Source organism: Cellulomonas composti, assembly GCF_007990245.1.
GTDB lineage: Bacteria > Actinomycetota > Actinomycetes > Actinomycetales > Cellulomonadaceae > Cellulomonas > Cellulomonas composti.
In genome coordinates this window covers 1-20845 of record NZ_BJWG01000001.1, presented here as the reverse complement: position 1 = coordinate 20845, position 20845 = coordinate 1, and the positions used below count along the sequence as shown (strand labels likewise).

At 73.5% G+C, this 20845-nt stretch carries 19 protein-coding genes; 6 read left to right on the top strand and 13 right to left on the bottom strand.

Annotation, left to right across the window (positions count from 1 at the left end; genetic code table 11):
• Window positions 1-246: 246 nt before the first annotated feature.
• From CCO02nite_RS00095 to CCO02nite_RS00070, 6 genes are all read left to right on the top strand, one after another.
• Window positions 247-1095 (top strand): M15 family metallopeptidase, encoded by an 849-nt coding sequence (locus CCO02nite_RS00095; protein ID WP_146840947.1) that lies wholly within the window; start codon window positions 247-249, stop codon window positions 1093-1095.
• Window positions 1096-1139: 44 nt separating this feature from the next.
• Complete coding sequence (locus tag CCO02nite_RS00090) at window positions 1140-2072, top strand: ABC transporter ATP-binding protein (protein ID WP_146840946.1); 933 nt, start codon at window positions 1140-1142, stop codon at window positions 2070-2072.
• The gene (locus CCO02nite_RS00085) at window positions 2069-2851 is read left to right on the top strand and encodes an ABC transporter permease (RefSeq protein WP_146840945.1); all 783 of its coding nucleotides are present in this window, start codon (window positions 2069-2071) and stop codon (window positions 2849-2851) included. The genes CCO02nite_RS00090 and CCO02nite_RS00085 overlap by 4 nt, the downstream gene beginning before the upstream one ends.
• Before the next feature lie 73 nt (window positions 2852-2924).
• Window positions 2925-3929, top strand: a complete 1005-nt coding sequence (locus CCO02nite_RS00080; protein WP_246117226.1) for a COX15/CtaA family protein — start codon at window positions 2925-2927, stop codon at window positions 3927-3929.
• A gap of 63 nt (window positions 3930-3992) precedes the next feature.
• Window positions 3993-4997, top strand: coding sequence for an ATP-binding cassette domain-containing protein (locus CCO02nite_RS00075; protein ID WP_146840943.1), 1005 nt, complete (start codon window positions 3993-3995; stop codon window positions 4995-4997).
• Window positions 4997-5809: an ABC transporter permease gene (locus tag CCO02nite_RS00070; RefSeq protein WP_146840942.1), complete on the top strand. Its 813-nt coding sequence runs from the start codon at window positions 4997-4999 to the stop codon at window positions 5807-5809. Before CCO02nite_RS00075 ends, CCO02nite_RS00070 begins: the two co-directional genes overlap by 1 nt.
• Window positions 5810-5825: 16 nt before the next feature.
• Here CCO02nite_RS00070 and CCO02nite_RS00065 read toward each other — a convergent pair whose 3' ends face one another.
• The 13 genes from CCO02nite_RS00065 to CCO02nite_RS16305 form a co-directional block, all read right to left on the bottom strand.
• On the bottom strand, window positions 5826-6437 hold the full coding sequence (locus CCO02nite_RS00065) for an NUDIX domain-containing protein (RefSeq protein ID WP_146840941.1): 612 nt from the start codon (window positions 6435-6437) through the stop codon (window positions 5826-5828).
• The gene (gene pyrG, locus CCO02nite_RS00060; protein WP_146840940.1) at window positions 6434-8101 is read right to left on the bottom strand and encodes a CTP synthase; all 1668 of its coding nucleotides are present in this window, start codon (window positions 8099-8101) and stop codon (window positions 6434-6436) included. The genes CCO02nite_RS00065 and pyrG overlap by 4 nt, the downstream gene beginning before the upstream one ends.
• Window positions 8102-8107: 6 nt before the next feature.
• The gene (gene murJ / locus CCO02nite_RS00055) at window positions 8108-9748 is read right to left on the bottom strand and encodes a murein biosynthesis integral membrane protein MurJ (RefSeq protein ID WP_246117225.1); all 1641 of its coding nucleotides are present in this window, start codon (window positions 9746-9748) and stop codon (window positions 8108-8110) included.
• Window positions 9745-10626, bottom strand: coding sequence for a hypothetical protein (locus CCO02nite_RS00050; RefSeq protein ID WP_146840939.1), 882 nt, complete (start codon window positions 10624-10626; stop codon window positions 9745-9747). The genes murJ and CCO02nite_RS00050 overlap by 4 nt, the downstream gene beginning before the upstream one ends.
• The gene (locus CCO02nite_RS00045; RefSeq protein WP_146840938.1) at window positions 10623-11696 is read right to left on the bottom strand and encodes a copper transporter; all 1074 of its coding nucleotides are present in this window, start codon (window positions 11694-11696) and stop codon (window positions 10623-10625) included. The genes CCO02nite_RS00050 and CCO02nite_RS00045 overlap by 4 nt, the downstream gene beginning before the upstream one ends.
• A gap of 91 nt (window positions 11697-11787) precedes the next feature.
• Window positions 11788-12972: a putative cytokinetic ring protein SteA gene (steA, locus tag CCO02nite_RS00040; protein ID WP_146840937.1), complete on the bottom strand. Its 1185-nt coding sequence runs from the start codon at window positions 12970-12972 to the stop codon at window positions 11788-11790.
• 6 nt (window positions 12973-12978) lie between these two features.
• The gene (recN, locus tag CCO02nite_RS00035) at window positions 12979-14718 is read right to left on the bottom strand and encodes a DNA repair protein RecN (protein ID WP_146840936.1); all 1740 of its coding nucleotides are present in this window, start codon (window positions 14716-14718) and stop codon (window positions 12979-12981) included.
• On the bottom strand, window positions 14715-15590 hold the full coding sequence (locus CCO02nite_RS00030; protein WP_146840935.1) for an NAD kinase: 876 nt from the start codon (window positions 15588-15590) through the stop codon (window positions 14715-14717). Before CCO02nite_RS00030 ends, recN begins: the two co-directional genes overlap by 4 nt.
• Entirely contained in the window at window positions 15587-16474 is an 888-nt protein-coding gene (locus tag CCO02nite_RS00025) for a TlyA family RNA methyltransferase (RefSeq protein ID WP_222593102.1), read from the bottom strand. The genes CCO02nite_RS00030 and CCO02nite_RS00025 overlap by 4 nt, the downstream gene beginning before the upstream one ends.
• A gap of 2 nt (window positions 16475-16476) precedes the next feature.
• Window positions 16477-16713 carry a hypothetical protein gene (locus CCO02nite_RS00020; RefSeq protein ID WP_146840933.1) on the bottom strand — a complete coding sequence of 79 codons (237 nt, stop codon included), beginning with the start codon at window positions 16711-16713 and terminating at the stop codon, window positions 16477-16479.
• A 152-nt stretch (window positions 16714-16865) separates the two neighbouring features.
• Entirely contained in the window at window positions 16866-17897 is a 1032-nt protein-coding gene (locus CCO02nite_RS00015; protein ID WP_146840932.1) for an HAD-IIA family hydrolase, read from the bottom strand.
• Window positions 17894-18724: a hypothetical protein gene (locus CCO02nite_RS00010; protein WP_246117224.1), complete on the bottom strand. Its 831-nt coding sequence runs from the start codon at window positions 18722-18724 to the stop codon at window positions 17894-17896. Before CCO02nite_RS00010 ends, CCO02nite_RS00015 begins: the two co-directional genes overlap by 4 nt.
• A 1735-nt stretch (window positions 18725-20459) precedes the next feature.
• Window positions 20460-20845, bottom strand: a 386-nt coding sequence (locus CCO02nite_RS16305; protein WP_186812526.1) for a histone H1-like repetitive region-containing protein, incomplete at its 5' end; no start/stop codon positions are given.

The window sequence follows — 20845 nt, the reverse complement described above, 5'->3', positions numbered from 1 at the left end:
CGGGCGTTGATATTGGCAACATCGTCGTTTCCAAATTCATCCTGCGCAAGCAAGGCCAACCTTCCCTCACCTCGAGCCCTCACCTCGAGCCCTCACCTCGAGCCCTCCCCTGGCCGTCACCGGAGTGGTCGACGCTGCGGGCGCGCCGCGCACATGCAGGGCTCCCCACAGGCGTGCGGGTTAGCGTGGATCCGACGCCGGACGGTCCGGTGGGCGCGGCCGGTGCCGCTCGCACGAGGGGTGTCCATGGTGCGTGCCGACGGCCGGACGACCGTGCTGGCGGTCGCGGTCGCGGCCGTCGCGGGCGCCGCACTGGCCGCTGCGCTCAGCGCGTCGGGCGACCCGTCGGACGTCGCAGCCCCCACCGCCACCGCGTCGACCGGCACCCGCGTCGTCGTGGACAGTCCGACCGCCACGTCGTCGCCGCACCCGACCGCGACTCCGAGCCCCACGCCGAGTCCCACGCCGATGCCGACCTCGAGCCCGACGCGCACGTTCCCCGCGACCGACGACGAGCTCGCCCAGGTCGACGACGCCACCACCAACCTCGTCATCGTCAACAAGCAGCGCCCGATGCAGCCGATCGACTTCGCGCCCGAGGTCGTGTCGGTCGGTCACGGCCATGCGCTACGACCCGAGGCCGCCGCCGCGCTCGGCGAGCTCGAGGCCGCCGCCGACGCCGACGGTGTCGGGATGTACGCCAGCAGCGGGTACCGCTCCTACGCGGAGCAGGCCTCGACGTACGACGGGTGGAGGCGCAAGCTCGGGTCAGCCCGCGCCGACGAGCTCTCGGCCCGTGCCGGCTACTCGGAGCACCAGACCGGACTGGCCGCGGACATGCGGCCCCTGACCGGCAGCTGCCGCGCGTACTCGTCGTGCTTCGCGGACACCCCCCAGGCTGCGTGGCTCGCCGAGCACGCCTACGAGTACGGGTTCGTCGTGCGCTACCCGGCGGGCCAGGCGGACGTGACCGGCTACGACCCTGAGCCCTGGCACATCCGGTTCGTCGGCGTCGACTTCGCCCGGACGTTCCACGACTCGGGCGCGCCGACCCTCGAGGCGTACTTCGGACTGCCCCCGGCGCCGACGTACTGACGCGGACACCGACGCCCCGTGGCGGCGCTGGCCTAGACTGCCCGATCGTGCCCACGCCCGCAGTCGAGATCGCCGGTCTCGTCAAGCGCTACGACGGGCGGGCGGTGGTCGACGGGCTCGACCTCGTCGCGCACCAGGGCCGGGTCACCGCCGTGCTCGGGCCCAACGGGGCGGGCAAGACGACGACGATCGAGTGCTGCGAGGGGTTGCGGCGGCCCGACGACGGCGTGGTGCGCGTGCTCGGACTCGACCCGCTCGCCGACGCGCACGAGCTGCGCCCCCAGGTCGGCGTGATGCTGCAGGACGGTGGCCTGCCGACGGGCGTGCGTGCCGCAGAGATGCTCGAGCACGTCGCCCGGATGTACGCGGACCCGCGACCGGTCGACGAGCTGTCCGAGCGGCTCGGCCTGGGGGCGTTCGCGCGGACCACCGTGCGGCGGCTGTCCGGAGGCCAGCGGCAGCGCCTCGCGCTCGCCGCGGCCGTCGTGGGACGCCCGCGGGTCGCGTTCCTCGACGAGCCGAGCGCGGGCATGGACCCGCAGTCCCGGCACGCGGTCTGGGACCTGGTCCGCGAGCTGCGCGACGAGGGCGTCGCGGTCGTGCTGACCACGCACCTCATGGACGAGGCCGAGGACCTCGCCGACCACGTCGTCGTCGTCGACCACGGCGTGGTCATCGCCGAGGGGTCGGTGCGCGACCTGGTCGCGTCGGCCGACGACCGCACGCTGCGGCTCGACGCGACGCCCGGCCTCGACCTCGCCACCCTCGCCGTCGCGCTGCGCACGTCCGGGTCGGCGCCTGAGGTGAACGAGATCGCACCCGGCTCCTACACCGTCGTGGGCGGGGTCGACGCGCGCACCGTGGCCGCGCTGACGGCGTGGCTCGCCGAGCGCGACGTGCTCGCGACCCGGCTGACCGTCGGTCGCCGCACGCTCGAGGACGTCTTCCTCGACCTGACCGGACGGACGCTGCGATGAGCACCGACGAGCACGCACCACGCGCGGTGCACGCCGGTGCGGCGCCCGCGCGCCGCCGGGTCGTCGCGCAGACCCGGTTCGAGGCGCGCGCGATCCTGCGCAACGGCGAGCAGCTGCTGGTGACGGTGGTCGTCCCTGTCCTCGCGCTCGTCGGGCTCGTGAAGGTGGAGGCGTTCGACGTCGACACCGCCGGACTGAGCCGGATCGACTTCTTCACACCGGGCGTGCTCGCGCTCGCCGTGATGACCACGTCGTTCACGTCGCAGGCGATCGCCTCGGCGTTCGACCGGCGCAACGGGGTGCTGCGACTGCACTCGACCACCCCGCTCGGCCGCCGCGGGCTGCTCACCGGCAAGGTGCTCGGCGTGCTCGTCGTCGAGGTCGTCCAGATCGTCGTGATCGGCGTGGCGGCGTTCGCGCTCGGCTGGCGGCCCGACGCACGCGGAGTGCTGCTGTCGGTCGTCGCCGTTGTGCTGGGCACGGCCGCGTTCACGTCGCTCGCTCTGCTCGTCGCCGGGACGTTGCGTGCGGAAGCCGTGCTCGCCGTCGCGAACCTCGCGCTCCTGCTCCTGGCCGTCGCGGGCGGGGTCCTCGTGCCCGCCGACCGCCTGCCCGGGCCGATGCAGCACATCGCGCTCCTGCTGCCCTCGGGCGCGCTGGGTGAGGCGATGCGCGCCGCGTTCCAGACCGGCACCCTGCCGCCGTGGTCGGTCGTCGTGCTCGTCGCCTGGACCGCCGCGCTCGGGTGGGGTGCGGCCCGGCTGTTCCGCTGGCACTGAGCGACGCGAGTCGCGGGCGAAGGTCACACCCGCGGCGCCCGGGTCGCCCGCACCCGCCGCCTACGCTGGTCCCGTGAGTACGCCGCCCCCCACCGTCGAGGTCAGCGCCCCCTGGTGGCGGCGCACGCTGGAGCGGATGCGCTGGTACGACCTGCTCGCGTGGCTGCGTCGTCGGACGCACGCCGTGCTCGTCACGAACCTCGTCCTGCAGATCGCGATCATCGGGACCGGCGGTGCCGTCCGGCTCACCGCATCCGGCCTCGGCTGCTCGTCGTGGCCGCAGTGCGAGCCGGGCACGTTCGTCCCCGAGGTCCACGACCAGATGACGTACCACCCGTTCGTCGAGTTCGGGAACCGGCTCATGACGTTCGTGCTGACGGCCGGCGCCGTCGCGGTGGCATACGTCGTGTGGAGCGACCGCTCGCGCGGGCTCGCGTACCGCCGGCTGGGCTGGCTGCCGCTGGGCGGCGTGCTCGGCCAGGCCGTGCTCGGCGGGATCCTGGTGATCAAGCAGCTGCCGCCGATCCTGGTCTCGCTGCACTTCCTGGTCTCCTCGGCCCTCGTCGCCGGCTCACTGCTGCTCCTGCACCGCTCCCAGGAGACCGACGACCGACCCCGGCCGCTGGTCGACCCGGCCACGCGGCAGCTCACGCACGTCCTCGGCGGCGTGCTCGGCGTCGTCCTGGTCCTCGGCACGCTGACCACGGGCGCCGGTCCGCACTCCGGAGACGACGAGGTCGGCTACCGGCTCGCCGTCGACCCGCTGCTGATGGCACGGATCCACGCCGCGTGGGTGTGGCTGTTCGCGCTCGTGCTGCTCGTGGTGCTCTGGCGCACGCGTCGGGGCGGACCCGCGGGTGCGTCAGCCGCAGCGATGCACCGTGCGGCGGTCGTGCTGCTCGTGATCACCCTCGCGCAGGGTGCGATCGGCTACGTCCAGACGGCGACCGGTCTGCCGATCGCGCTGGTCAACCTGCACCTGATCGGGGCGGCACTGCTGACCGCCGGGACCACCCGGGTGTGGTTGTGCGGCCGTACCCGCACCGCGGACCTCGCCGTGGCGGTGCCCGCGGCCTGAGGCCGCCGTCGACCGTGGAACTTCGTCGCGCCTGTGTCGGAGGTCACACCTAGAGTCGCGTGCATGAGTCACCACCAGTCCGACCCCGGGGGCGGCGCGGCGCCGGCGATCGTCGCGCGCGGCCTCGTCAAGCGCTACAAGGGCGTCACCGCTCTTGCCGGCATCGACCTCACCGTCCCGCAGGGCACGGTGCTCGCGCTGCTCGGTCCCAACGGCGCGGGCAAGACCACCGCCGTGCGCATCCTGACGACCCTGCTGCGCCCCGACGCCGGCTCCGCGCGCGTCGCGGGTGTCGACGTGCTGCACGAGCCGCGTGCGGTCCGGCGCCGGATCGGCCTGTCCGGCCAGTACGCGGCCGTCGACGAGTACCTCACGGGGTACGAGAACCTCGAGATGGTCGGCCGGCTCTACCACCTCGGCAGGAAGCGCTCGCGCGAACGAGCACGCGAGCTGCTCGCCGGGTTCCGGCTCGAGGAGGCCGCCGACCGGCCCTCGCGCACCTACTCGGGCGGCATGCGCCGCCGGCTCGACCTCGCCGCGGCGCTCGTCGCGAACCCTCCGGTGATCTTCCTGGACGAGCCGACCACGGGCCTGGACCCGCGCGGGCGGGCGGACATGTGGGAGGTGATCCAGACGCTCGTCGCGGGTGGGACCACGCTGCTGCTGACGACGCAGTACCTCGAGGAGGCCGACGTCCTGGCGGACGACATCGTCGTGATCGACCACGGCGAGGTGATCGCGCAGGGCACGGCCGACGAGCTCAAGCTGCAGGTCGGCGGTGAACGCCTCGAGCTGACCGTGAGCGAGCTCGGGACGCTCGAGCGCGCCGGGCGCGTGCTCGAGCCGCTCGGCGTCGGCCGACCCACGCTCGACGAGGGTCGCCGGTCGCTGCTCATGCCGGTCACCGGCGGCGCACGCACGCTCACCGAGGCGCTGCGCGTGCTCGACGCCGAGGGCATCGCGCTCGACGACGTCGGGCTGCGCCGACCCACGCTCGACGACGTGTTCCTCACGCTGACCGGTCGCCCCGCCGAGGACGATGCGGCAACGACGGAAGTGGGTGCCTGATGGCCATGCCGACCGTGCTGAGCGACGCGCACGTCGTCGCGCGACGCAACATCATCAAGATCAAGCGGGTCCCGGACCTGCTGGTCTTCACGACGCTCTCGCCGATCATGTTCGTGCTGCTGTTCGCGTACGTGTTCGGCGGCGCGATCGCGGTGCCCGGCGGGGCCGACCCGAACGCGTACCGCGAGTTCCTCATGGCCGGGATCTTCGCGCAGACGGTGATCTTCGGTGCGACGATCACCGGCGCCGCCCTGGCCGAGGACGTGAAGAAGGGGATCATCGACCGGTTCCGGTCGCTGCCCATGGCACCGTCGGCGGTGCTCACCGGCCGCACGCTGTCCGACGTGGTCAACAACGTCCTCGTGCTCGTGGTCATGTCGCTGACCGGCCTGCTCGTCGGCTGGGGCATCCACAGCTCGGTGGGCGAGGCGGCGCTCGGCTTCGCGCTGCTGATCCTGTTCGCCTATGCGATCTCGTGGATCATGGCGTGGCTGGGCATGCTCGTACCGTCGGTCGAGGTGTTCAACAACGCGACGTTCATCGTGATCTTCCCGCTCACGTTCGTCGCGAACACCTTCGTGCCGCTCGAGTCGCTGCCCGGGCCGCTGCAGACCTTCGCCGAGTGGAACCCGGTCTCCGCGGTCACCCAGGCGTCGCGCGAGCTGTTCGGCAACATCCCGGCCCAGGTGCCGGAGCCCACCGCGTGGCCCTTGCAGCATGCCGAGCTCTACACGCTGATCTGGACCGTGCTCATCGTCGCGGTCTTCGTGCCGCTCGCGAACCTGCAGTACCGCCGCAGCACGAGCCGCTGACGGCCGTCGGAGAGGATCAGTGGCCCGGCTCGGCGGGCGTGAGCGTCGCCCACCCGCGCGCCTTCGCAGCCGCCGCCGCGAGCACCCCGGTGACCGTCGTCGGGCAGTGGAAGCGTCCGGTCAGGACGCCGTCGACCGCCTCGTCGAGCGGCACCCAGATCGGCACCATGCCCGCCTCCTCGTCGGTCCGGGCGTACCGGTCGGCCTCGGGGACCGGGCTCAGGTCGCGCGCGAGGAACACGACGATCCGCTCGGAGCTGCCTCCGGGGCTCGTGAAGAAGTCGAGCAACCGCCACCACCGGCCGGCGACGAGGTCGGCCTCCTCGGCGAGCTCCCGGGCGGCCGCCAGCACGGCGTCCTCGCCCGGGACGTCGAGGAGGCCGGCCGGTGGCTCCCACAGCTCGTGCTGCACCGGGTGCCGGTACTGCGAGAGCAGGAGCACACGGTCGTCGTCGTCGAGCGCGATCACCGCGACGGCCCCGGGGTGGTCCACGTACTCGCGGACCACCTGGACCTCACCGAGGTCGACGAGGTCGCTCGCGAGGTCCCAGACGCGCCCGTGGTGCAGCAGGTCGTGCGTCAGCACCGGGCGGTCGACGGGGACGTCGCGGAGCTCGCCCACGGTCAGTGCTCGTCCTGGAACGTGATCGCCGCTCCGATGAGGCCCGCGAACAGCGGGTGCGCCCGGGTCGGCCGAGACTTGAACTCGGGGTGCGCCTGCGTCGAGATGAAGTACGGGTGCACGTCGCGCGGCAGCTCGACGAACTCGACCAGCGACGTGTCGGGCGAGACGCCCGAGATCACGAGGCCCGCCTCCTCGAGCTTGTCGCGGTAGGAGTTGTTCACCTCGTACCGGTGCCGGTGCCGCTCCGTGATCCGCTCGGCGCCGTAGACCTCCGCCGCGAGCGAACCGGGCGCGAGCACGGCCTCGTAGGACCCGAGGCGCATCGTGCCGCCGAGGTCACCCTCGCCGCCGACGATCGCGAGCTGCTCGGCCATCGTCGCGATGACCGGGTGCGCCGGGTCGTCGTCGAACTCCGACGAGGACGCCCCCTCGAGGCCGAGGACCGTGCGTGAGTACTCGATCACCATGCACTGCAGGCCGAGGCAGATGCCGAGCGTCGGCACCAGGTTCTCGCGCGCCCAGCGCAGCGCGCCGAGCTTGCCCTCGATCCCCCGCACGCCGAACCCACCGGGCACGAGGACCGCGTCGACGCCCTCGAGCGCGGCACGCGCACCCGCCGGCGTCTGGCAGTCGTCGGACGTGACCCAGCGGATGACGACCTTCGCGTCGTGGTGGAAGCCACCCGCGCGCAGCGCCTCGGTGACCGACAGGTACGCGTCAGGCAGGTCGATGTACTTCCCAACGAGCGCGACCTCGACCTGCCGCGACGGCGCGTGCACGCGGGTCAGCAGGGCGTCCCAGCCGCTCCAGTCGACGTCCCGGAACGGCAGCCCGAGCCGCTGCACGGCGTACGCGTCGAGGCCCTCGGCGTGCAGCACGCGCGGGATGTCGTAGATGCTCGGCGCGTCCTTGGCGGTGACGACACCCTCGACGTCGACGTCGCAGAACAGCGCGATCTTGCGCTTGATGCTGTCCGGGACGTCGCGGTCGGCGCGCAGCACGATCGCGTCCGGCTGGATGCCGATGCTGCGCAGCGCTGCGACCGAGTGCTGCGTCGGCTTCGTCTTGAGCTCGCCCGACGGGCCGATGTACGGCAGCAGCGAGACGTGCAGGAAGAAGACGTTGTCGCGCCCGAGGTCGTGCCGCACCTGCCGGGCGGCCTCGAGGAACGGCTGCGACTCGATGTCGCCGACCGTCCCGCCGATCTCGGTGATGATCAGGTCGACGTCCTCGCCCGCCTGCGAACGCATGCGCGCCTTGATCTCGTCGGTGATGTGCGGGATGACCTGGACCGTGTCGCCCAGGTACTCGCCGCGCCGCTCCTTCGCGATGACCTGCGAGTACACCTGTCCGGTGGTCACGTTCGCGGAGCCGACGAGGTTGACGTCGAGGAATCGCTCGTAGTGGCCGACGTCGAGGTCGGTCTCCGCCCCGTCGTCGGTGACGAACACCTCACCGTGCTGGAACGGGTTCATGGTGCCCGGGTCCACGTTGAGGTACGGGTCGAGCTTCTGCATGGTGACCTTCAGGCCACGCGATCGCAGGAGGCGGCCGAGGCTGCTCGCCGTCAGGCCCTTGCCGAGGGAGGAGGCGACACCCCCGGTGACGAAGATGTGCCGGGTCAGATGTTCCGACCGCCCGGCGAGTCGGTGCGCGCGCTCTGTCACGGGCTTTCACCCTACCGGACGGGAGCCACCGTCGAGCACGCGCTCGCGTTCGGCCCGCAGGATCCCCGTGACGGTCCCCCGGTCGAACAGCGCCACCGCGCCCAGCACCGTCCCCGCCGCGACGACGCCCGCCCCGAGAGCCGCCCCGACTCCCGTCATCGCACTGCCGCCGGCGACGTCCTGGACGACGTCGCCCACCCACCTGCCGACGACCGAGCCCGCGACGGTCGCGACGGTCAGCACGGCGCCCGTGCGCGCGAGACCCGCCAGCGCACCCGGACCCGCCGCGCGGCGCAGCGCGACGAGGGCGGTCGTGCCACCGACGAGCATGCCGATGCTGCTGGCCGCCGCGATCGAGGTGACCGCGTCGTCCCCGGGCACCTGGGCGGGCACCAGGACGACGACGAACACCGCGAACACGCCCCAGCCGACGACGTTGGCGATCACGGCCGCACGACCCCGCTCGAGCGCGTACAACGACCGCGAGCCGTGGAACAGCGCCGCGAAGCCGATCAGACCCGGCATCATCCACACGAGGCCGTCGGCCATGCGCGGCGCAAGACCGGGGTCGTGCGCGATGGCCGCGAAGATCGTGCCGATGGCCACGGCAGCGGCGACGACGGCCGCGACGCCGCACGCCGCAGCGACGACGACGCCGCGCGTCGTGACGGCCGCCATCGAGGCGAACCCGGCGCGGTCGCCGCGGGAGGCGCGCTGCGCGAGTCGCGGGAACGTCGAGGTGGCCAGCGGCACGACGAGCACCGCGTACGGCAGCAGGTAGACCTGCTGGGTGAACATGAAGGCGGTGTAGGTGCCCTTCCCCGCCACCGCCCACGACGAGGCCGCCAGCACGACGACCAGTGCGATCTGCTGCGCCGCGACCGAACCGACCCCGGCCAGCGCGAGCGTGCGCAGCCTCGTCGCCACGCCGGGCGGGAAGTGCAGCGTCGGGCGCAGCCGCACGCCGAGCGCACGGACCGGCCAGAACATCGGCAGGCACATCGCGGCGACACCGAGCGTCGTGCCCCATGCGAGCACCGACAGCGCCCCGTGCGGAAGCGCGGAGGGGTCGGAGCGTTCGCCGTCGGCCATCGCGCCGTACACGAGGTAGGTCGCGATGAGGACGAGCGAGAACAGCACCGGCGCGAACGCCGGCCAGAAGAACCGGCGATGCGACTGCAGGACGGCGTACAGCAGCACCGCGACGCCGTACATCGGCACCTGCAGCGAGAACACGAGCACGAAGAACCGCACGGCGTCGACCAGCGCCGGGTCGCCGTGCCCGAGCCAGCGCGCGATGAGCCCGGAGCAGGCGGCCAGCAGCGCGGCGAGCGGCACGAGGACGAGCAGCGTCCAGCCCAGCGCACCGGACGCGGTCCGGTCGATCTCCGCGCGGCTCCCGCGCGCGATCGGCCCGGCGAGCAGCGGCACCACCGCGCCGGCGAGCGCCCCGCCCGCAGCAATCTCGAAGAGCACGTTCGGGAGCACGTTCGCCGAGTTGTAGGCGTCGGCGATCGCCACGCTGCCCACCGCGGCGGCCAGCAGCAGCAGCCGCACGAAGCCGAGGACGCGCGACAGCACCGTGATGCCGGCGATCATCGCCGCCGCGCCGGCGAGCCCGGTGAGCGGCCGCCGGGACGCGCTCACGGGCGCGGGGAAGGCGGGGGCAGGCGTCGTCGGCCCCACCGGTCGAGGTCACGCAGCACCGGCGTCGACTCGATCACGCGCGTGAAGCTCACGCGTTCGCTCGCGACCGTCAGCGCCGTGGTGATCGCCAGCGCACCGAGCCGTACGGGTCGCGGCGCGCTCAGCACGAGAGAGGTGCCCAGCGCCGCGCCGAGCGCGTTCGCGCCGCCGTCGCCCAGCATGTCCGTCTCCGCGAGGTCCTGGTCCGCCGCGGCGGCGCTGGCGCCCAGCACGGCCGAGGCGGCGGACCCGCCGCGACCAGGCAGGAACGAGACGGGTGCGGCGGCGATCGTCGCCGCCTTGAGCGCGCGCCCGGGCCGCAGGTCGAGCAGGTTGACGAGGTTGGCGCTCGTCGCGATCAGCGCCCCCGAGGTCGCGACGTCGAGGCCCCACCCGACCGCCGAGCGGCGTGAGCCGTCGGTCCGGTGAGCGGGCGTGGCGACCGCGGCCGCCACGAGCGCGCCGACCCCGATGCCCAGAACCTTGAGCCCACCCGTGGTGAGCCGGCCGTGCGCGAGAGCACCGAGGTGCCCGCGCAGCCCCTTGCGCTTGTCCTCGGTGTCCTCCGCGAGGTCGTCGATCACGCCGAAGACACCGCCGGCGGACGTCGCGATCGTCGTGGCGAGGGCCGCCCGCCGGTCGGGTGAGGCGACGAGCGCGCCCACCACGAGGCCGACCGCGACCGCGGGGCCCTCGAGCATGCTGACGTCCTCACAGCGGTGGTTCGTCCGCAGCCAGCGCTGCTGCCCGCCGGGCGGATGATCCTCGAGCGCAGCCCGCATGAGCGCGGTCACGGACCGTGCCGCCACTGCGGCCCCGATCCGGCGCCCGGCGCTCATCCCTGCGTCCCCTCGGTGGCCGCCGCGGTGGGCTCACCCGACGGAGCGGGCGTCGGCTCGCCCTCGGGCAGCTCCGGCTCGACGACGGGCGTGCGGTCGACCGGCTCGAGCTGGACCGCCGGCGGCACCGGGGTCTCGCCGTCGCCGAAGCCGTAGTGGCCGTTCGTCCCGCCGATGCGCGCGGCGAGCGCGAGCGGCCCGTTCACCTGGCCGGCGACCTCGTCGGCACCCGAGACCGTGGTCAGTGCCGCGGCGAGCGAGTCGTCGTCGAGCACGGCGTCGACCAGCGAGCCGGCACCGCGCGGCCCGTCGACCAGGACCGCACCCTCGGTGAGGCCCTGGGCCGCCTGCACGACGGCGATCTGCGCGTCGATGCTGCTCTGCTCGGGCTGGGGGGTCGGACTCGTGTCGTCGCCGTCGGTGGACACCGGGACCGCGAGCACGACGATCGCGTCCGCACCCGTCGTGACCGGGTCGGCCAGCGCGATCATCGGGTTGTCGCCCTGGGACAGGATCGCCAGGATGTTCGCCGCGTCCGCCGTCAGGGCGTCCGGGGCGGCGGGGTCCGCGCCGGCGAGGCCCTGCACGAGCGCCTGCGCGAGCTGTGCGTCGAGGGTGGCGCCGTCGGCCGGCACTGGGTCCAGGTTCTCCGCGAGGAGGCTCGCGAGGGCCTGCCGGTAGGAGCGCAGGTCGGAGTCGAACCACGCGTCGGTGAGCGTCACGTGCGCGGTCACCGTCGCGCCGGACTGGTCGAGCCGCGCGTCGATCGCCGTGCGCTCGTCCTCCGGCACGTCGCCGAGCGCGACGACCGCGACCCGGCGGTCGGCGAGCGCGCCGTCCAGCAGCTGCGGGCCGGCCGCGTCGATGTACGAGTTCGCGTCGTCGAGGTCGGCCGACGTGCGGTCGAGCTCGGTCCGGAGGTCGTCCTTCTCGGTGCGCAGCTGCTCGACCTGACCCGTGAGGGTGTCGCCGATCGTCTCCTTGAGCGGCCCTGCGCCGAGCGCGATGCCGACGGCGAGCGCCAGGAACACCGAGATCAGCGAGACGAGGTGGTACCGGAAGTCGATCACGAGGTGCTGTCTCCCACAGTGGCTGAGCTGGTCACGGCTGGGCTGGTCACCGCTGGGTTCGTCACAGCCGAGCTGATGTCGGTCGAGCGGCTCACGCGCCACCCCCGAAGATGCCGGACACCCAGGAGGTGAAGTCGTCGACGCGCGCGCCGAGCAGTCCGAAGAACGTCTGGCCGGCGGCCGTCGACGCGAGTGCGACGCCGAGCGCGAGCAGCCCGGCCAGGACGAGCAGCGTGAGCTGCAGGTTCGAGATGCGCTGCCGGTAGAGCCGCGAGACGCCCTTCGCGTCGATCAGCTTGCTACCGACCCGCAGGCGCGTGAGGAACGTGCTCGCCATCCCGGAGCGCCCCTTGTCGAGGAACTCGACGAGCGTGGCGTGAGTGCCGACCGCGACGATGAGCTCCGCGCCCTTGTCGTCGGCCAGCAGCATCGCGACGTCCTCGCTCGTGCCCGTCGCCGGGAAGACCACATGCTTGACGCCGAGCTGTTCGACGCGAGCCAGGCCCGGAGCGCGACCGTCCCGGTAGGCGTGCACCACGACCTCCGCGCCGCACGTGAGCGCGCGGTCCGAGACCGAGTCCATGTCGCCGACGATCAGGTCGGGCCGCCAGCCGGCGTCCAGGATCGCGTCCGCACCGCCGTCGACCCCGATCAGGACGGGTCGGTACTCGCGGATGTACGGGCGCAGCGTGACCAGGTCCTCCTTGTAGTGGTACCCGCGCACGACGATCAGCACCTGACGGCCGTCGATGACGGTGTCGATGTCCGGCACGCCCACCCCGTCCAGGAGCAGGTCACGCTCCCGGCGCAGGTAGTCCATGGTGTTGGCGGCGAACGACTCGAGCTGGACGGACAGGCCGGCGCGGGCCTCCTCCATCGCGAGCGCGACGCTCGCGTCGGTCTGCTCGACGCCCTCGGCGACGAGACGCTCGCCGTCGTAGACCGCGCCGTCCAGCACGCGCAGGCCGTGGCCCTCGGCGATGGTCATGACGTCGGGACCGAGGTCGTCGATCAGCGGGATGCCGGCGTTCAGCAGGATCTCGGGGCCGAGGTTCGGGTAGCGACCCGAGGTCGACCGGGCCGCGTTGAGCACGACCGAGGGCTGGCACGCCACGAGGGCTTCGGCCGACACACGGTCGATGTCCTCGTGGTCGATGACAGCGATGTCACCGGCGCGGAGCCGCTTCGTCAGCGACTTCGTGCGGCGGTCGACACGGGCGGGGCCGGCGAGCCCGGGTTCGGGCGCGACGGCGCGACGGCGCAGGGTTGGTCTCATCGTCGCTCATCGTCCCACGCCAGACTGTGCGAGGAGCTCCGCGGCATGCGTGCGCGCCGCTGCGGAGTCGTCCTGGCCCGAGAGCATCCGCGCGAGCTCGCGTACCCGGTCCTCACCCTCGACCGCACGCACGTCCGAGGCCGTGACCAGGTCAGACCCGTCTGCGTGCGACTTCGTCACGACGAGATGGCGGTGCGCGAACGCCGCGACCTGGGCGAGGTGCGTGACGACGATCACCTGCGCGTCGGTCGCGAGCTCGGCCAGCCGGCGCCCGACCTCGACCGCCGCCCGTCCACCGACCCCCGCGTCGACCTCGTCGAAGACGAACGTGCCGGGCCGCAGCGCTCGCGCACCGGGCGCCGTCGCGAGCGACACCTCGAGGGCGAGCATGACGCGCGACAGCTCACCACCGGAGGCACCCTTGGCCAGCGGACGAGCCGGAGCTCCCGCATGCGGCACAAGGAGCATCTCCACGTCGTCGCCGCCGGACGGGCCCGGTTCCGCGAGCCGCTCGACGACGATCTCGACCCGCGCCCCGGGCATCGCCAGGCCCCCGAGCTCGGCCTCCACCGCGGCGGCGAGTCGTTCGGCCGCCTCCCGACGCGTCGCCGCGATCTCGTCGGCCAGCGCGTGCACCTGGGCGTCGAGCTCGCCGCGCTCGACGCGGAGCTCGTCGATGCGCTGGTCGCGGCCGTCGAGCGCGAGCAGCCGGTCCCCCGCGTCCTGCGCCCACGCCAGCACGGCCGCGACGTCGGGGCCGTAGCTGCGGGTGAGGGTCGCCAGCTCGGCACGCCGCTGGTGGACGACCTCGAGCCGGCGGGGGTCGGCCTGCAGGTCGTCGACGTACGCCGAGAGCTCGGCCGCCACGTCCGCCAGCAGGTAGCCCGCCTCGGCGACCCGTCCGGCGAGCGCCCCCAGCACCGCGTCGTGCGCACCCGCACCCTCGAGCGCCCGACGAGCGTGCTCGACGAGCGCGGTCGCGTTCGTCGCACCGCCGACCTCGTCGGGCTCGGCCGCGAGCGCGGTGTGGGCACCAGCTGCGGCGACCCGCAGGTCCTCGACGTGCGCGAGGCGCTGGCTCTCGGCGGCGAGGTCGACGTCCTCACCGGGCTGCGGGTCGACGCGCTCGACCTCGGCCAGCCCGAGGCGCAGCAGCTCCGCCTCACGCGCCCGGTCCTGGGCGCGCGCGACGAGCTCGTCCAGCTCACCGCGCACCCGTGCACGGCGCGTCCACGCGTCGCGGTACCGCTCGAGCGTCTCCTGGTGCGCAGGCCCGGCGAACTCGTCGAGTGCCGCGCGTTGGTGCGCGGCCGAGCGCAACCGCGCCTGGTCGGCCTGTCCGTGGACGGTGACCAGCTGCTCCGCGAGCTCGGCGAGGACCGCCTGCGGCACCGACCTGCCCCCGACGAACGCGCGCGAGCGCCCGCTGCCGCCGTCCGTGCCGGCTCCGACGGTGCGCGCCAGCACCAGGCTGCCGTCGTCGTCGAGCTCACCACCGGCGTCGAGCGCGCGAACCACCGCCGGGTGGTCGGGGGCGAGCAGCACGCGCCCGTCGACGGAAGCACCCGTCGAGCCGGTGCGCACGGTCGCCGGATCAGCCTTCCCGCCCAGGAGCAGGTTCAGCGCGGTGAGCACCATCGTCTTGCCGGCCCCGGTCTCGCCCGTGAGCACCGTCAGCCCGGGTCCGAGCTCGACCCGCGCCGCACCGATCACCCCAAGGTCGGCGATCCGCAGCTCCTCGATCACGGCCGCTCCCGATCCTTGGCACGCGGTGGCCGACCGCGCCAGCCGTCGACCGGCAGCGCAAACTTCTGGACGAGCCGCGTCGTGAACGGTGCGGGAGTGAGCCGCGCCAGCTGCACAGGGAGGTCGCTACGGGTGACCTCGACCCGGGTGCCCGGCGGGACCTCGTGCCGACGCCGGCCGTCGCACGTCACGAGCCCCGGCGCGGGCGAACGGTCCAGCACCTCGAGCGCGAGCCGGCTGCGCGGTCCGAGGACCAGGGGACGCGCGAACAGCGCGTGCGCCGACAGCGGGACCACGATCATCCCGTCCACGTCCGGCCACACCACCGGCCCCCCGGCGGAGAACGCGTGAGCGGTCGACCCGGTCGCTGTCGCCGCGACCACGCCGTCGCAGCCGAAGCTCGACAGCGGGTGTCCGTCGATCTCGACGGCGACCTCGAGGATGCGGGAGCGGTCGGCCTTCTCGAGCGCGGCCTCGTTGAGCGCCCAGTCGTGCTCGACGTGTCCTCCCGGCAGCAGCAGCCGCACCTCGAGCGTGCCGCGCTCCTCGACCTCGAACTCGCCGGCCGTGAGGCGTCGCACCGACTCACGCACGTCGTCCCGCTCGCTCTCGGCGAGGAAACCGACGTGCCCCAGGTTGATGCCCAGCAACGGCACCCCGGTGCCGCGCGTCAGCTCGGCCGCACGCAGGATCGTCCCGTCGCCGCCGAGCACGACTGCGAGGTCGAAGGTGGGCAGCTCGGCCGCCGTGGTCTCGTCGGTGGTCAGGACCGGCTCGATCCCGGCTGCCCGCAGACCCTTGACCGCTTCGTCGGTCGCCTCGAGGGCCTCCGAACGCCTGCGGTGGGTCACGACCAGCGCGCGTCGGGTCATGACGCGACCGCCGGATTCTCGCGCGCCTCGACCCGCGCGCGCTGGGCGAGCACCGCGTCCTGGGCGAGCACAACGTCCTGTGCGAGCACAGCGTCCTGCGAGAGCACCGCTGCGCGTACCTCGTCGGGCTCCAGTCCTGTGCCGACCTGACCGGAGCGCCGCAACCAGAGGAAGAACTCGACGTTCCCGCTCGGCCCCGGCAGCGCGGAGGTGACCACGCCGCGCACCTCAAGGCCCAGGTCCGCCGCACACGTCGCGACTCCGACGACCGACTCTGCCCGCAGCTCAGGGTCGCGCACGACGCCTCCCGAACCGAGCCGCTCCCGGCCGACCTCGAACTGCGGCTTCACCATCACCAGGAGGTCGGCGCGGTCCGCCGCGACGGCGACGAGCGCCGGCAGCACGAGCCCCAACGAGATGAACGACAGGTCCGCGACGACAAGCTCGGGCACCGGGTCGACGGCGCCCGGGACGAGGTCACGCACGTTGACGCCTTCACGGACGTCCACCCGGGCGTCCGAGCGCAGCCGTTCGACGATCTGGCCGTGCCCGACGTCCACCGCGCACACGTGGGCCGCTCCGCGCCGGAGCAGCACGTCGGTGAAGCCGCCCGTGCTCGCGCCGGCATCCAGGCAGACCCGCCCACCGACCGGTACCGGAAGCGCGTCGAGCGCCCCGGCGAGCTTGTGCCCAGCACGAGACGCGTACCCGGGGTCGTCGTCGCCGGTGACGCTCACGGAGCTCTCGGCCCCGACCGGCGTGGCACTGCGCAGTGCGACGCTCCCGTCGACCGTGACGCGCCCCTGCGCGATGAGCTCACCGGCATGGCGGCGCGACCGGGCGAGGCCCTGACGCACCAGCTCGGCGTCGAGTCGCGCGTGCACCGTCAGCCCTGTGCCTCGGCGAGGCGGTCCTGCAAGGCGCCGTGCACCGCGTCGAGCACCGCGACGTGCTCGGCGAGCGGCCGCTCCGGCAGCCCGTCGAGCAGGCGCAACGCCTCCCGCACGGCCTCGTCGACGACCGGCACGTCATCGATCGACACCTCGTCGACCGAGACCTCGTCGACCGGCACGTCGTCGACCGGCACGTCGTCGGACGGCACGCCGTCCTGCGTCTCGCTCACCTGCGTCCCCTCCATCCGGCGTGACCCGCCGGGTCCTCGTCCGGTCCGTCCACGAGCGCCCCACATGAGCGCCGCGCCCACGCTACCCGCACCGCCCGACACGCCGCGCGACACCTTCCACAGGCGACGCCCACGAACGACCTCGCCCGGTGCTAGCGCTCCACGTCCAGCTCGGGCACGGTCGTCGCGTCGAGGTCCTGCCCGGCGTCGACCGCGTCCCACGCGGCCGCGCACGCCGCGCGCACCTGGTCGAGCCGACCGTCGCGCGAGTCGGCCGCGCCGCGCCCGAGCTCGAGCACACCGCCGGCGACGCGCGCCGTCGCGGACCCGCACCGCCACCAGCCGTCGCCCGCAGCGCTCGGCTCCGGGTGCACGACGAGCAGAGAGCCAAGGTCCGCTCCGATGAAGTGCGGGCGCTCACCAGGATGCGCGAGCACGTCGTCGCGCGCGGAGCTCACGCCCGTCAGGACGTGCAGACCGGCGAAGCCGCCCGCCCGCGCACCCGCGAGGTCCGTGTCGAGACGGTCCCCCACGACGAGCGCCTCACGCGCACCGGCTCGCTCGACCGCCATGTGATACATCGTCGGCGACGGCTTGCCGGCGCTGTCCGGCTCCACGCCGGTTGCGGCCCGCACGGCTCCGACGAGCGAGCCGTTGCCCGGCGCGAAGCCCCGGGCCGTCGGCAGGCTGAGATCCAGGTTCGACGCGACGTGCCACGCCCCCCGCTCGACGGCGTACGCGGCCTCGGCAAGCTGAGCCCACCCCAGGTCCGGGGCAAACCCTTGCGCGACGGCGGCGGGCTCGTCGTCCGCCGACTCGACGACCTCGTAACCCGCCAGCCGTACCGCCGTGACCAGGCCCGCTCCCCCGACGACGAGCACGCGCGCACCTTCGGGAAGTCGGGTGCGCAGCAGCTGCGCGCACGCCTGCGCCGCCGTCATGACCTCGTCGGCGGTCGTCGGGATGTCCAGGCTCGTGAGCTGGTCGGCGACCGACTGCGGCTCCCGCGACGCGTTGTTGGTCACGAAGACCAGCCGCATCCCGCGCGCCCGTGCCGCCGTCAGCCCGTCGGACGCGCCGGCGATCGGCTCGTGCCCCCGGTAGGCGACACCGTCGAGGTCGACGAGCGCGAGGTCATACCGCTCAGCGAGCGGCTCCTGCGACCCGATCAGCCCGCCGCTCACTCCTCATCCCCCGCGTCGACATCGCCCGCCTCATCCACGCCCACGGCGTCCTCGGCCCGACCCTGAGCCTCGACAGCGTCGGCACCCCCGTCGACCGAGTCCCCGTCGGAGTGACCGACGATCGAGTCGTCGTCCTCGTCAGAGCCGTCCTCGTCAAAGTCATCGCCGCCGCGGTCGTCGGACCCGTCCTGCGCGCCGTCGTCGGACTCGTCGTCGGACTCGTCGTCGTCGTCCTCGAGATCGAACACGACGATGTCGTCGTCGAAGTCGTCCTGCGCGTCGTCGTCGTGCTCGACGATGCCGTGCCGCGCGAGCTCGGCCGCCGCTTCGTCCGCTCGTCCGAGGGCGGTGAGTGCCGCGGCGCGCGCCTCGGCGACACGCGCGGCCTCCTCACCCTTGGCCGCCCGGACCTCGGCGGTGTCGAGGACGGCCAACGCCGCCTCGGGCTGGTCGAGGTCGAGCCGCGCACCGCTGACCACCATCGCCAGCTCCAGGCGCGCTGCGGGCGTCAGGGTGTTCGCCTCGGGCTCCTGCGCGAGGGAGACCGCTCGCTCCGGACGACCGAGCCCTCGCTCGCAGTCGGCCATCACGGCCAGGTGCTCCGACGAGCCGTTGAGCCGTCGCACCGTGCGCAGCTCGCGCAGCGCCTCGGCGTAGCGACCGGTCCGGTAGGCCGCGAGGCCCGCCGCCTCGCGCACCACGTCGACGCGACCGGCGCGGGTCACCGCCGCGTGCGCGTGCAGGTAGGCGAGCTCGGGGTCGGAGTCGAGCAGTCGCCCGACCATCACCAGGTGCCGTCCGACCTGCGTGGCGTTCTCCTTGCTCAACGTCCGCAGGGGCCCCCGCGCCGCGCGATCGAGATCGCTGAACGACACGTCCTCAGGAATCTCCGGGCCGACGACGCGCTGGTCCTGCGGCGGCCGCGTGGGCCGCCGGTCGGAGCTGTCGTGACGCTCGTAGGGCGGATGACCCGACGGCTGACGCTCGTGCGGGGGGCGTCCCGCTCCCCCGCGGTACTCCCGCCCGGTCGACGTACCGCTGCGCGACTGCCCACCGCTGCCCGCCCCGTCAGGACGCGCGCCCTGACGCCGGTCGTCGTACGGACGCCCATCGCCCTGCCGCGGCGCATCCCCACGCGGGCGCGACGAGTACTGACCTCCTGACGAGCGCGGCCCACCAGACGAGTACCCACCGGACGAGTACCCACCGGACGAACGCTCACCGCTCGACGAGCGTCCCGCGCCGCTCGGGCGTCCGCTGTCCCCCGCACCGCCGCGGGGTCGGTCACCGTACCCACCAGCTCCGCGAGGGCCCGAAGCGTCACGTCCACCACCGCCGGCGCGCGTCGGATACCCGCCGCGACTGTCGCCGCTCTGCCGCGAACCGGAACCGCCCTGACCCGAACGCTCGTAGCCGCCGCGCCCAGACCCCTGCGGAGACCCACCGGAGCGCGAACCCGCCCCGGAACCACCCGAGCGCGAGCCACCCGAGTACCCACCGGACCGAGAACCCTCACCGGCACCACCCGAACGCGAACCACCCGAGTACCCACCCGAGCGCGAACCCTGATCAGAACCGCCCGCCCGAGAGCCACCCGAGCGCGAACCCTCACCGGCACCACCCGAACGCGAACCACCCGAGTACCCACCCGAGCGCGAACCCTGTGAGTATCCGGATCGTGCATCGCCCGAACGCGAGGGCGAGGACCCCGAGCCGCGTTGCCCGTACCCACCGCTGCGCGCGCCGTCGGGACGAGAACCACCACCGGCAGAGGACCGCTCGCCGCCCGACGAACGACTACCGCCGGAGGGAGCGCCCCCTCGAGATGCACCGCCACCCGAGGCGTAGCCGCCGCCCGAAGAACGACCACCGGACGACGAGTAGCCACCGCCCGAAGAACGACCACCGGACGACGAGAAGCCACCGCCCGAAGAACGCCCGCTACCCGACGAGTAACCACCGCCAGACGAAGAGCCTCCGCTGGACGAAGAGCCGCCGCGCGAGTACGAGCCACCGCCGGACCCGGAGGGCCAGCCGCTCGAGTAACCGCCCGAGCGTTGATCGCTGTCGGTACCTCGGGAAGACGAGCGCGAGTCAGGTCCGCCGTACCGTCCCGACGATCCGCCCGTGCTGGACCGACCGGCACCGCCGTACGTACCGCCTGAGCGACCGCCGGACTGGTGAGAGCTCGTGCTGCCGGAGCTCGCCGGACGACCACCGCCGGAACGACCCGACGACGACGCACCGGAGCCGCCGTTCGAGCGGTCGTTGCCTCCCGAGCGACCGCCGCCGGCGGACCTGCCGCCCCCGTAGGAATCTTCGGATCTACCGGAGTCGCGCCCCGGGCGCTCGTCGCTGTTCATCTGTGTGCTCTCCTCGCCGCTGCAGCGGCCATCGTCTCATCCGTCGCGAACACCGACCAACCCGCCACAACGACGACGCCCACCCAGTCCGCCTGCGCCGACCCACTCAACTGCAAGATTCTGGCCCGGAGCTGATGCCGACGAGCCCCTCACGAGCCACAACTGCGCGCCGAAGAACCACGCACAAATGGGGCTGGTGCTAAGAATCGGCCATGATTCGTGGCCAATTCTTCGCACGGAAGCTGGTGGCGGGAACTCGTGGCGGACACGGGTGGGCGGGGCAGCCGGTGGGCGGGGAAGCCGCTCGGCGCGCAGCCGCTCGACGCGCAGCGGCTCGGCGCGCAGCCGGTCGACGCGCAGCCGGCCGACGGGAAGCCGCTCGGCGGGAAGCCGCTCGGCGGGAAGCCGGTCGGCGCGCAGCCGGTCTGCGCGCAACCGGTCTGCGGGAAGTCGCTCGACGAGAAGCCAGTCGGCGGGCAGCCGATCGACGCGCAGCCGCTCGACGGGCAGCCGCTCGACGGGCAGCCGCTCGACGGGCAGCCGGTCTGCGCGCAGCCGCTCGGCCGGGAACCGGTCGACGGGAGG